Here is a 13174-nt window from a genome sequence, read left to right on the forward strand (position 1 = left end):
CAGGCAAAAAAGAGGTGCCACGGCGTGGCACGTGGCACCTCTTTGAGCGTGCGCTGGTCGCGGTGACTTACTTGGCGCTGGGCGCGAACGAGGGCGGCACGGCGTCGGCGGCGCTGCCCCACTTGGTGTTCGGCTTGGCACCCAGCGTGTAATCGAGCGTACCGCCGTGTTGCACGAAGCTGCCCGGTAGCCAGGGGCGATCGTGCGTGGCGCCGTTGACCTTCAGCGCCTGCACATACGGCTTGCCGGCCGGGTCCGGGTGCGCGGTGATGGTCACGTCACCGTGCGGACGGCTGATGCGGATGTGCTTGAACAGCGGGCTGCCCAGGACCAGTTCCGGACGCCCCGGGATGGCCGGGTACATGCCCATCGCCGCCCATACGTACCAGGACGACATTTCACCCAGGTCGTCGTTGCCGGGGATGCCATCAGGCTGGTTCTTCCACAGCTTGTTCTCGACGATGCGCACCGCCTTCTGGGTTTTCCACGGCTGACCGGACCAGGCATACAGCCACGGTGTATCCACCGACGGCTCATTGTTGAGCTCGGCGTGCAGCGGGCCGGCATTGGTCAGCGCCCACTTGCCGTCCTTGGTGTGGAAGAAGTCGTCCAGGCGCTCGGTGGCGCGCTGCTTGCCGCCCAGCGCATCGAACAGGCCGTTGACGTCATACGGCACCATCCACAGGTAGACCGAAGCGCTGCCTTCGACAAAGCCGTCGCCGGTATCGGGCGAGAACTGGGGCCAGCTGCCATCGGCGTTGCGGTTCTGGATGTAGCCGCCCTCCGGCGTGGCCTTGGGGTTGAACAGGTTCTTCCAGTAGGTGGAGCGTTCCAGGAACAGCTTCTTGCCGGCGCTGTCGCCGACGTGCTCGGCCAGCTGCGAGAGCGCGAAGTCGGCGGTGGTTTCCTCCAGCGTCTCACCGGCGCCGCCCCAGGCGTGCGACTTGGTGGGGATGTAGTGCAGCTTCATCCAGTCGTCCAGCGACGGGCGCTCGCCGACGCACTCGACGTTGCAGCCGGCGTCGGACAGGTCGTTTTTGGTCACGTGCGTGGCGGCGTATTTCAACGACTGGTAGGCGCCCTTGACGTCGAAATCGCGGCCGCCGAAGGCGAGGATATCGGCCAGCGCCGGTGCGGCCGGATCACCGGACATGACATGGGTGCCGCCGGAGTTGTGCGTCCAGCGATCCCATTCGCCATGATTCTGCTTGGCCTGGTTATACAGCGATTGGGCAATGTCGCTGCCGACCGTGGGCATGATCCAGGTCACCAGCTGCAGGTGCGAGCGGTAGATATCCCAGCCGGAGAAGTTGGCGTACTGCATCTTCTGCGCGCCGCTGACCGTGTGTGTTTTCTGGTCGAATCCGCGGTATTGGCCGTTGACGTCGCTGTAGACGTTGGGGTGCATCATCACGTGGTACAGCGCGGTGTAGAAGGTGCTGCGCTGGTTCGCCGTGCCGCCGTCGACGGCAATGTGGCCCAGCGCCTTGTTCCAGGCCGCGCGCGCCTTGGCGTGTACACCGGACAGCGTGGCACCGACCGGAATTTCCGCCTTCAGATTGGCACGCGCGTTGGCCAGGCTGACGTAGGAAATACCCACACGAACATGCACATCGGCGCCCTGCTTGAAGCTCAGCCAGGCGCCTGAGCCCTTGCCGTTCTTGGGCCAGCCCGAGCTGCCATGGCCCTTCATGCTGCCGTCGTAGGTGGTGCCACCAGCGGCGCTGTCGGCTTTGGGCGCAAGCTTGGCATCGTGCCAGGTGCCGTGACCGGCGAATGGCTGGTCGAATTCGGCCACGAAGTACAGCGTGTAGTAACTCTTCTGGTCGGCCTTGGCCAGGTAACCGCAGAAGTTGCCGCTGGTAACCGAGCCGGTCACGCTGTGGCTGCCCGGATGGATGCGCACATGAGCATCGCTGGAGCCCACTTCCGAGTCCGAGGTGCGAATCAAAAGGTTGGCCGGCTTGCCGGCTGGATAGGCAAATTCGCCCATGCCGCTGCGCAGCGCCGCGGTCAGGCGCACGTCGGTGCCGTTGGCCAGTTTCACGCGGTAGAAGCCGGCCTTGGCGCTTTCATTGGCGTGACTGAAATCGCTGGCGTAGACGGCGTCGGTGCTGTCGGCGGAGGGCGAGCTGCTGATCGCTTGGGTGACCGGCATAAACGGCACATCGCCACTGGCGCCGGCGCAGCCGGTACCGGAAAGATGCGTCAGGCTGAAGCCGCGGATGCGCGTGGCATCGTATTGATAACCGCCTGGCGCGGCGGTGCGGTCGTGATGTCCGCGCGTGTTTTCGGGGCTCCAGGCAAACATGCCAAATGGCAGCACGGCGCCGGGAAAGGTGTTGCCGCCGTTGCGACTGCCGATCAGCGGATTGACCGCATCGGCGGGCGTGGCCACGGGTGCGGCGGCTGTGGCGGCGCTGAGCCCGGTGGCGACCAGCGCGGCCAGAATCATGGAACTGCGATGACGCGTGGACATGACAGTGAAGTCTCCTCGGAACGGATGGACGGCGGGCCGCGTGGCGGCATCTCCCCAGGGTGACGGCCGGAGTCGTCAATCCGGTAACGTTATCTCAAGCCGTGGCCAAATTGGCAACTCGCCGATCATGACATGCGCGCAAGGGCCGGCGATGTGTCGGGAGTCATGCCCGCCCCAGGTTGCACCCACAAAAAAGCCCGGCGCGATGGCCGGGCGTTTTTTGCGAGAAACGTGCCGTTTCAGGGCTTGCGCAGTGGGAACTGGCCGGCGTCCTTCAGCAGCTCGTAGCAGGCGCCCATGGTGTGGTAGTCGGTTTTGCCGGCGGGGCTCTTCTCATCGTCGAATTTGCTGTTGTCGCGATGCAGTATGCGATACCAGGCGCCGTGCTTGTGGTCGACCAGGTGCTTCCAGCTGTAGTCCCATAGGCGATCGTGCCACTGCCAGTAGCTGTCATCGCCGGTGCGGCGCGCCAACATGGCCGCCGTGGTCAGCGATTCGGCCTGCACCCAGTAATACTTGTCCACATCGTAGAAGCCGCCTTCGCGGTCGTTGCCATAGACCATGCCGCCGTATGTCTCGTCCCAGCTCATGGCCATGGCGCGATCGAACAGCTGGCGAGCCAGCGGCAGACGCCAGTCTTCCGGTGCGTGACGATCCAGGATCATCAGCAACTTGGACCACTCGGTCTGGTGGCCGGGCTGGTAACCCCAGGGGCGGAAGATATTGCTGCGATCGCCGTAGTTGTAATCCCAGTCGATCTGCCAGTCGCGCGTGTAGTGCTCCCACACCAGGCCGTCGGACAGCTTGGCCTGGCGCTGGGTCATGTTGTGCGCCAGCAGGGCGGCGCGATCCAGGTAGCGCTGCTCGCCGGTGGCTTCGTAGGCGGCCAGCCACGCTTCGCAGCTGTGCATGTTGGCGTTCTGGCCGCGATAGTCGGACAGATTCCAGTCGATGTCCGCTTCGTCGGCGTACAGACCATGCTCGGGCTCCCAGAACCGGCGCTCCATCAGCTGCCAGGTTTCATCCAGGTAGGCGGCCGCTTCTTCCACGCCGGCCTCGTAGGCCTTGGCGTAGGCCAGGGCGACAAAGGCCAGACCGTAACAATGGTTGGTGGTGTCCAGCGCCTCGCCGTTCTTGTTCAGCATCCAGGTATAGCCGCCGGTGTCGGCATTGCGATGCACGTTGCGCAGGTAGTCGATGCCGTGGCGCACGCCTTTCAGGTAGGCCTCGTCGCCAAAGGCATGCCAGGCCATGGCGTAATCGAACACAAAGCGGGTGCTGCTGACCAGGTGGCGCGTGTCGCGGTCGTAGATCTCGCCGTTGTCGCGGAAGAACTGGAAGAAGCCGCCGGCAGGGTCGATGCAGTGCGGATGATAGAAGGCCATGGTGTCGGCCGCGTGCTGGCGCAGAAAGGCGGCGGAACGGAAGTCGGGCTGTTGCGATGCGGCAACGTCCTCGTGCTCGGTCATGTGGATGGCTCCCGGAGGCTTGGAAATCTTTGACGCCTGTCAGGCCTTGTGAGCAGGCGCTTTGGCAGGATGTTCGCGAGGTAAGGTTACCATGCGTATGTCAGCGTACCTATGCCTGAGGTCACGCTCTGGCGCCTTGTTCGGATGATATCGGTGCGGTGTGATCAGCGCCCGGGCGGCGCGGCCGAGGACTGGCGTTTGACCAGGGTGTATTTCATCACCTGATGCTCGCCGGACTTGCTGCGTCCGGCGCGACGGCGGCGGATTTCCTCGAGCATCAAGCGCACCGCGGCGCGACCCATCGCCGAAACCGGCTGATGCACGGTGGTCAGCATGGGCCAGATGGTAGTGGCCACCGGGGTGTCGTCAAAACCGGTAACGGTGACATCTTCGGGCACGTGCAGGCCGATGCCGTGGGCGACCGACACGGCCGCGGCGGCCATGTCATCGTTGCTGGAGAAAATGGCCGTGGGCGGGGTCGGCAGTTCCAGTAGTGCGCGGGCCGCGGTCATGCCCGAGCGATAGGTAAACAGCCCTTGTGCCACGTAGTTCTCGGGAACCTCCAGGCCGGCCTTTTCCATGGTGTCGAAATAGGCCTGCGCACGCAGTGCCGCCGGGGTGTGCTTGGGGTCGCCCTTGATCAGCGCGATACGCGTGTGCCCGAGCTTGATCAGGTGACGCATCATCGCGCAGGCGCCGTGATAATCGTCAATGCGCACCGAGGCCACGCCTTCGGCCGGCTGGCCGGTGGCGACAGCGACCACGGGAATATCGGCCTCGTCCAGCTCTTGCGTGGTCTGGCGCGAGTCGCACAACGGCGGCGGCAGAATCACGCCGTCGATGCCGGCATCGAGCAAGCGCTTCATGGCCACGCGCTGGCTACGAATGCCGCTGCATTTTTCCACCAGTACCTGGGCGCCGCTAAGGCTGGTCTCTTCCAGCACGCCGATCATCAGCTGGTTAAGGTAGGCCGCGCTGGGGTTGGAGTACAGCACGCCGATGCGTGCGGTGTTGGAGGTGCGCAGCGAGCGTCCGGCCAGGTTGGGCCGGTAATTGAGCTCCTTGGCCGCCGCCTGCACGCGATCGCGCAACTCGGCGCCGACGCGTGGGTGCTTGTTGATCACGCGCGAGGCGGTCATCGGCGAGACGCCGGCGCGTTTGGCAACGTCGAGAATGGTGACCGAGCGGGGCGTGTTTCGCTTGCGTGGTGGCATGGCGTGGTCGGGCGCGTGTCGGATCGGAAGGCCCGGTGCGCTGACAGCTCACCGGGGTGGTGTCGGGCCGACCGGCGTGGCCGGCCTCGAAAATCAGATCCTAAAGCTTAACCGCTTGCGCGTGATGCTGCCTGTGGCGGCCAGTTCAGGCATGCTCGGCCATCAGCTGGCGCGCGGTTTCTGGCGTGGGCATGGCCTCGAACGACCCGCGACGGCTGACGGCCACGGCGCCGCAAGCGGCGGCAAAGCGCAGCACGTCATCGCGTTGGCTGGCATGGGTAACGAAGGCGCCGAGACTGTCCGGCGTGACGCCGGCCTGCTCCAGTCCGTAGATCAGTCCGCCGACAAACGCGTCGCCGGCACCGGTGGTGTCCACCGCCGGCACCTTGTAGGCGGTCAGCGTACCGTCGCTATCCGGGGTGAACCAGCGAATTGGCGCATCGCCGTCGGTGATCACCAGCCAGCGTGCGCGACCCTGCCAGAGCTTGGCCAGCACCGCCGCTTCGCCACTAAGCGGCTGGGCCAGGAAGTCCAGCTCTTCGGTACTGAGCTTGACCACATCGGCTGCGTGCAGGGCCTGCCAGAGTCGCGGCGTGGGGTCTTCGTTGCGTGGCCACAGCGCCGGGCGCAGGTTCATGTCGAAACTGACCAGGGTGCCGGTGGCATGCGCGCGTGCCATGCCCTCCAGCGTGGTGGCGGCGATGCCGGCTTCGGTCAGGCTGTTGGAGCACACGTGAAAAATGCCGGCGCGTTCGAATGCCGGTGCCGGGAAATCCTCGGCACGATACAGCAGGTCGGCCGCCGGCGGGCGGTAGAAGGTGAAGCTGCGTTCGCCGTTGGCATCCAGCGAGACGAAGGCCAACGCCGTGTTGGCCTCGTCGGTGCGTGTGACGTACTGCATGTCCACGCCCGCCTCGCCCAGACTCTTGGCCAGCAGGTCGCCAAAGGCATCGGCGCCGAGCATGCCGATGAAGGCGGCATCGCCACCCAGCTTGGCCACGGCCACGGCCACATTGGCGGGCGCACCGCCAGCGAAGGGCAGGTAGGCCGGCGGGGCATCGGGCGTGGCCGGCGGCTGGGCGTGAAAATCGATCAGCGCCTCACCAAAACACAACGTAGTCCTCATGCGACCTTGGACCCCTTGAAGCCGTAGAACATGATGTACAGGTAGCAAAGCAGCGGCAGCACGAAGGCATGCTGCACACCGATATGGTCAGCCAGCGCGCCCTGCGCCAGCGGCACCAGCGCACCACCGACAATGCCCATGATCAGAAGGCTGGAGGCTTTGCCGGCCAGCGGCCCCATCTTGTCGATGCCCAGCGTGAAGATGGTCGGGAACATCACCGAGTTGAACAGGCCGATGGCGACCACCGTCGTCACCGCGACGTTGCCATGCGTGCTCATGGTGGTAATCACCAGCAAGCTGGCGATGATGGCGAAGAAGCCCAGCACCTTGCGCGGGTCCAGAACCTTCAGCAGGGCTGCGCCCACGAAGCGGCCAATCATGGCGCCGCCCCAGTACAGGGCCACATACTTGGTGGCGTCGTGCTCGGACATGTGGCCGATGTCGGGCAGGGCGATGTAATTGACCAGGAAGCTGCCGATGGACACTTCCGCGCCCACGTATAGAAAGATCGCGATGACGCCCAGGAATACGTGGCTGTGACGCAGCGCATCGAAGAAGCTGTGTTCATCCTTGGCAGCGCTCTGTTCTTCCTTGGCTTCCAACGGTGGCAGTCGGAACAGCCAGATGGCTACGGCCAGCACGACCAGTACCACCGCCAGCACCGCGTAAGGGCCTTCCACCAGTTTGGCTTGCGCGGCCTGATAGGCGGCCTGCTGCACGGCTGGCAATTTGGCCAGCTCCGCCGCGCCGAGCACCGTGCCGGCCAGGATCATCGGGCCGATCACATAAGGACCAAATACCGTGCCTACCGAGTTGAAGGCCTGCGCCAGGTTGAGGCGGCTGGAAGCATGGCGTTCTTCACCCAGCAGGCTGACATAGGGGTTGGCCGCCACCTGCAGGCCGGTGATGCCAGTGGCCATCACGAAAAAGGCGAACAGGAACAGCGGGTATGAGGCCACCGCAGCGGCCGGCAGAAACAACGCGGTGCCAATACCCGTCAGCACCAGCCCGGCGATGATGGTGGCGCGGTAACCAATGCGCGAAAGCACCGCACCCCAGGGCGTGGCCATGATGAAGTAGGCGCCGAAGAAGCAGAACTGCACCAGCATGGCCTGGAAGTAGCTCAGCGTGAACATCCCTTTCAGATGCGGAATGAGGATGTCGTTGAGGACCGTCATCAGGCCCCACATGAAGAACACGGCATTGATGACGACAAGCGCCGTCGTCGTGCTGGCGTTTTGGCGACTCATGAAAATTCCTAGGCGAATTGAGCGATAGGCATCAGGCGACCCGCTCCGGGCCGCTGCTGGCGCGAACATTGAGGGTGACCGGCGCCACCATGCGCATTGGTTCCAGGTCGGGCTGGCTGGCCCGCATCAGGATGCGTTCGGCGGCCTGGCGACCACGGGCGCGTGGGCCGGTAGACAGCGTTGTCAGCGGCGGCAGACTGGCGGCCGCTTCCGGGATGTCATCGAAACCGGTAAGGGCAAAGTCATGCCCCGGGCGACGCCCGCGGGCGGTCAGACCCAGCGACAGTCCCAGCGCCACCGCATCGTTGTAGCATACCGCCGCGGTCGGCGCCGGGTCGCGCACGAACAGTGCTGCGGTTTGCGCGGCAGCTTCCAGGCGTGTCGGCGCACTTTCCACCAGCCACTGCGGTTCCACCTCGATACCGGCCGCGCGCATGGCCTGGGCATAGCCCTGGCGACGCTCGCGGCATGAGCTGGAATCGGCATGGCCGCCAAAAAAGGCGATGCGCCGATGGCCGCGTTCGAGCAGATGCTCGGTGGCCAGCTGCGCGCCGCGGCGGTTGTCCAGCACCAGAAAGTCCCAGTGCGCGTGCGGCAGCTCGCGGTTGAACACCAGCATCGGCGTGCGCGTGCCGACCACCGGCATCAGGCGGTCGCCGTCGCTGTGCTCGGCCGGCGACAGGATGATGCCGGCCGGGTCGTGCTCCATCAGCGAGGCCAGCACTTTCTGCTGGCGCTCGGTCGACTCGTTGGTACTGCCCAGCAGGGTGACGTAGCCGGCCGCGCCCAGCGCCTCGTCGACGCCGGCGGCAAACTCGGCAAAGAACGGGTTGGACAGGTCATTGATGACCAGGGCCACGCTGGAGGAGGTGCGCCGGCGCAGGTTGGCGGCCGCACGGTTGTAGACGTAACCCTGTTTCTTGAGTTCCGCCTCGACGCGCTCTCGGGTGGACTTTGCCACCAGTGGGCTGCCACGAAGTACCAGCGACACGGTGGCGCGCGAGACGCCGCATCCTGCGGCGATATCGGACAGCGTGATGCGCCGACGACTCATGCATGAACCTCACTGGACAGTACGCGCAAGGCGCGCTTAACCTCGGGCCGGGCGCAGGGCAGACGGCGTCCGCGGGGGACGTCGTCGCGCCGGAACAGGCGACGGGCTCGACATGGGGGGCGTTTCAACGTTGCGGTCTCCCTTCACGGATTGAAACGATCTAAAGTTGGCATGATGCCGCGTACGTACGACGATGAAAATCGTGCAGTGCAACATGACGTGGCGTCAATGGACTGCCGAGTATTGCCAAGAATTTATAACGATCCAAGGGGTATCACCATGCATGTAGCCGGTAGGCGCGGGCGCGGCAGGCGTCAGGGGTTGTCGTTGTTGATGGCGGGACTGGTCGCTGGCGCAGGCGCGCAGGCGCATGCGGACACGGTCAAACATGTCGATTCGGGCACCGCGGCCTGGTCGCAGGTGGACCCGATGGTCGGCACCGGTGGCGACGGCCACACCTTCCCGGGCGCCACGGTGCCGTTTGGCATGATCCAGCTCAGCCCGGACACGGCGATGCCGGACTTCAAGCATGCCTACAAATGGGCGGCCGGTTATCGCTATGACGATCCGACCATCCGTGGCTTTTCGCATACGCACTTTTCCGGCAGCGGGCATTCGGACCTGGGCGATGTGCTGCTGATGCCGATCGGCGGCAAGGTGCACCTGGATGCGGGCGAGCCGTCCAAGCCGGGCTCGGGCTATCGCTCGCGTTTCAGCCATAGCACTGAAACCGCGCAGCCGGGCTATTACGCAGTCACGCTGCCGGACAACCATGTGCGCGTGGAGCTGACCGCCGGTGCGCGCGTGGGCTGGCATCGCTATACCTTCGAGAAGGGCGAGCCGGCGCATGTGCTGCTGGATCTTCGCCCCAGCATCTACGACTACAAGGGCAAGGTGTCCTGGGCGCGGCTGAATGTGCGCAAGGACGGCACCGTCACCGGCATGCGCGAGACGCGTGGCTGGGCGCCGGGTCGGCAGCTGTTCTTCGCCATCCGTTTTTCCGACAAGATGCTCTCGCGCCAGCTGATGGATCGCGAGCAGCACGTGCTCTACAAGGGCTTCACGGGCCCGGGCAATTCACCGTCCGACACCGACGCGGTCTCGGGCCGTGCGCTGGAAGGCGTGTTCAATTTCGGCAAGCTCGATAAGCCGCTGGAGGCCAAGGTCGCCATTTCCACGGTGAGCGAGGCCAACGCCATCGCCAACCTGGATGCCGACGGCAAGGGCTGGAATTTCGACCAGCGCCGCGCCGAGGCCAAGGCCGACTGGGTCAAGGCGCTGTCGGCCATTGATGTCAGCGCGCCGGCCAAGACGCTGAAGAACTTCTACACCTCGATGTATCACGCCATGATTGCGCCGAACCTGGCCATGGACGTGAACGGCCAGTATCGCGGCCCCGATCACGGCATCCATCAGGCCAAGAACTTCACCTTCTACTCGACCTGGTCGCTGTGGGATGTGTACCGCGCGCAGCAGCCGCTGATGACGCTGATTCAGCCCAACAAGCGTGTGGACAACTTCGTGCAGTCGCTGGTCGCCGCGCAGGAATCGAGCCCGTGGGGCATCCTGCCGGTGTGGGCCTATCAGGGCCTGGAAACCTGGTGCATGATCGGCTACCACGCCGTGCCGGTAATCGCCGATGCCTACATGAAGGGCATTCGCGGTTTCGACACCAAGGCCGCGCTCAAGGCCATGGTCGCCAGTGCCACCTACAAGCCGTATGGCGGTCTGGGCTGGTACATGAAGCTGGGCTACGTGCCCATCGACAAGGAGCCCGAAGCGGCCTCCAAGACGGTGGAATACGCCTTTGACGACTGGACGCTGTCGCGCATGGCCCACGCCATGGGCGACGATGCCATCGCCCAGCGCTTTGCCAAGCGTGCCGGCTATTGGCGCAACTCGTTCGACCCCAAGACCGGCTTCCTTCGCGCGCGCAAGAGCGATGGCAGCTTCCGCACGCCGTTCGATCCGGCATCGGCCGGCTACGGCAGTGACTACACCGAAGGCAACGCCTGGCAGTATTCCTGGTACGAGCCGCAGGACATCGGCGGCCTGATCCGCGTGCTGGGAGGTGACGACAAGCTGATCGCCAAACTCGACCACGTGTTCGACGCCAAGGTCGATCCGAAGGAGTTTGCCAACGTCGAGGATATTTCCGGCCTGATCGGCTACTACGCCCACGGCAACGAGCCCAGCCATCACATCGCGTACCTGTACGACTACGCCGGCGCACCCTGGAAAACCCAGCACCGCCTGAAGCAGATCATGGACACGCAGTACGCGCCGACGCCAACCGGCCTGGCCGGCAATGATGATCTGGGCCAGATGTCGGCCTGGTACATCTTCACCGCGATGGGCTTCTACCCGGTGGCGCCAGCCAGCAATCAGTACGTGATTGGCCGCCCCTTCGTCGACAAGGCGGTGGTGCATCTGCCCAACGGCAAGACCTTCACGATCGAGGCCCATCACCTGGATGCGACGCACCCGTATGTGGGTAACGTGACGCTCGATGGCAAGGCGTTGGACCGCAGCTACATCACCCACGGCCAGATCATGGCCGGTGGCACGCTGCGCTTTGACATGCAGGCCAAGCCCAATACGCACTGGGCCACCTCCGATGCGGCCCGGCCCTACTCGATGACGCCATACGGCTCATAACCTGAAAGGCAAGGCAAGCGCGGCCGGTGCGGCCGCGTTTGCTTGCGCTCAGGTGTTTCATGCAAGAATCACCCGCTTATATTGTGAGCAACGCTCGGGGAGAATCCATAGTGGCGGGACGCATCGGTGAAAGGATGGCCTTGCGCTGGCGTCTGGTAGGTCTGCTACTGGTAGTCAGTGTCAGTGTCGCCCTGCCGTACCTGGTAACACGTGACAGTACCAATAGCGCCATGAAGGCGCGCACCTGGGTGGCCCACACCGCCGAGGTCAAGAGCGTGGTTTACCGGGTGCTGTTCCATGTGCGCGACATGGAAGCGGCGGTTTACTCGTCGATCAATGACTTTGGTGACGCCAAGTTCATGCAGTTCCGTCTGCAGAACGATGCCCGCGAAGTGCCCGACCTGCTGAACAATCTGCGCAACCTCACTGTCGACAACAGCTCCCAGCAGGTGCGTATCGGCAGTTTCGAAGCGGTCGTGCGTGGACGCATGAAGTTGCTGGCCGAAGCGGCCGACTTTGCGCGCAAGGGTGATGTCAAACGTGCCTATGCGGCGCTCAGTGATGGGCAGAAGATGTTTCACTTCCGTCGCTTGGGTGCGGACATCGTACAGACCGAAGAGCAGCTGATGACCGAGCGCAGCGCCTCGGCAACTGAGCGCACGCACCGCCTGCATTTCGTGCAGGCGGTAACCACCGCTGCGCAGTTGGTGCTGCTGTTCATCGTGGTGGTGGTGTCCGAGCGTCAGATTTCCCGACGGCTTCTGGCCGAGCGCGAGACGCGTGAGGCCGTGGCGCGGGCACAGTCGATCGTGCAGGCGGTACGTGAGCCCATCGCAGTGCTCGATGACGAGCTTTGCACGGTCAGCGTCAACGCCGCCTTCGTCGAGCTGTATGGACATGACCCGGCGCGCGAGGGCTCGCGTCACCTTTCCGAAGTGGGCGAGGGCGCGTGGTCGGACAAGGCACTGCTGCAGCGTCTGACCGATGTCATGGCGCGTAGCCGCGAGCTATGGGACTTCGACCTGGAGCAGACGACCCAGGATGGCGTCGATCGCCATGTGGTGATCAACGCCCGTCAGATGGAATTGCCCGAGCGCACGCACGCGGTGTTGCTGCTGACGGTGAGTGATGTCTCGGCCCGTCGCATGGCCGAGGAGCAGGTGTTCGAGCTCAATCGCCAGCTGGAAGGCAAGATCGAGCAGATCTCGGATGTGAACCGCGAGCTGGAGGCTTTCAGCTATTCGGTGTCGCACGATCTGCGCGCGCCGCTGCGCCACATTGCCGGCTTCTCCGACAAGCTGGCGCGGCATCTGGGCGACAGTGCCGACGAGCGCTCGGCGCATTATCTGGACATCATTGGCGATGCGGCGCGCCGCATGGCTTCACTGATCGACGACCTGTTGGTTTATTCACGCCTGGGCCGCGGCGCCATGCGCATGCAGTCGGTGGATATGCAGTCGCTGGCCGAAGAAGCGCGCTCACTGACCACGTCCAATATCGGCGAGCGCGATATCGAGTGGCGCATCCAGCCGCTGCCGGTGGTGGTGGGCGATGAAAATATGCTGCGCACGGTGTGGCAGAACCTGATCGGTAATGCCGTCAAGTACACCGGTCAGCGCGAACATGCGATCATTGAAATTACCGCTGAGCGTAGTTCGAGGGGCGACTACCTGTTCAGCGTCAAGGACAACGGCGCCGGCTTCGACATGCGCTTCGTCAATAAGCTGTTCGGTGTTTTCCAGCGTCTGCACAAGACCTCGGAATTCACCGGCAGCGGCATTGGCCTGGCCAACGTCCGCCGCATTGTTGCGCGTCACGGAGGACGCACGTGGGCCGAGGGCGAGCCGGACAAGGGCGCCACGTTCCACTTCTCACTTCCAGCGTCGGCCTCGGCCGATGCCCAATCCTGAAGTCGGCAAACATA

Annotated in this window: 8 protein-coding genes; 2 read left to right on the forward strand and 6 right to left on the reverse strand. The window is 64.3% G+C overall.

Features of this window, described 5'->3' with window-relative positions; genetic code table 11:
- Window positions 1-67: 67 nt before the first annotated feature.
- From HBF24_RS04465 to HBF24_RS04490, 6 genes are all read right to left on the reverse strand, one after another.
- Window positions 68-2479, reverse strand: a complete 2412-nt coding sequence (locus HBF24_RS04465; RefSeq protein ID WP_206064177.1) for a GH92 family glycosyl hydrolase — start codon at window positions 2477-2479, stop codon at window positions 68-70.
- Between the two features lie 239 nt (window positions 2480-2718).
- Window positions 2719-3948 carry an AGE family epimerase/isomerase gene (locus HBF24_RS04470; protein ID WP_167169579.1) on the reverse strand — a complete coding sequence of 410 codons (1230 nt, stop codon included), beginning with the start codon at window positions 3946-3948 and terminating at the stop codon, window positions 2719-2721.
- A gap of 164 nt (window positions 3949-4112) precedes the next feature.
- Entirely contained in the window at window positions 4113-5162 is a 1050-nt protein-coding gene (locus HBF24_RS04475) for a LacI family DNA-binding transcriptional regulator (protein ID WP_167169581.1), read from the reverse strand.
- A gap of 145 nt (window positions 5163-5307) precedes the next feature.
- A complete protein-coding gene (locus HBF24_RS04480) occupies window positions 5308-6288 on the reverse strand; it encodes a carbohydrate kinase (RefSeq protein ID WP_167169584.1) in 981 nt (326 codons plus the stop codon).
- Entirely contained in the window at window positions 6285-7538 is a 1254-nt protein-coding gene (locus tag HBF24_RS04485) for a sugar MFS transporter (RefSeq protein ID WP_167169585.1), read from the reverse strand. Before HBF24_RS04485 ends, HBF24_RS04480 begins: the two co-directional genes overlap by 4 nt.
- A gap of 31 nt (window positions 7539-7569) precedes the next feature.
- Entirely contained in the window at window positions 7570-8592 is a 1023-nt protein-coding gene (locus HBF24_RS04490) for a LacI family DNA-binding transcriptional regulator (RefSeq protein WP_167169588.1), read from the reverse strand.
- A gap of 279 nt (window positions 8593-8871) precedes the next feature.
- On the opposite strand from HBF24_RS04490, the gene HBF24_RS04495 reads away from it, so the two are divergent.
- Both HBF24_RS04495 and HBF24_RS04500 read left to right on the forward strand, forming a co-directional pair.
- A complete protein-coding gene (locus HBF24_RS04495) occupies window positions 8872-11250 on the forward strand; it encodes a GH92 family glycosyl hydrolase (RefSeq protein WP_240922185.1) in 2379 nt (792 codons plus the stop codon).
- A 134-nt stretch (window positions 11251-11384) separates the two neighbouring features.
- Window positions 11385-13160, forward strand: a complete 1776-nt coding sequence (locus HBF24_RS04500) for an ATP-binding protein (protein ID WP_167169590.1) — start codon at window positions 11385-11387, stop codon at window positions 13158-13160.
- Window positions 13161-13174: the final 14 nt, after the last annotated feature.

The organism is Oleiagrimonas sp. C23AA (assembly GCF_011759385.1).
Lineage (GTDB): Bacteria > Pseudomonadota > Gammaproteobacteria > Xanthomonadales > Rhodanobacteraceae > Oleiagrimonas.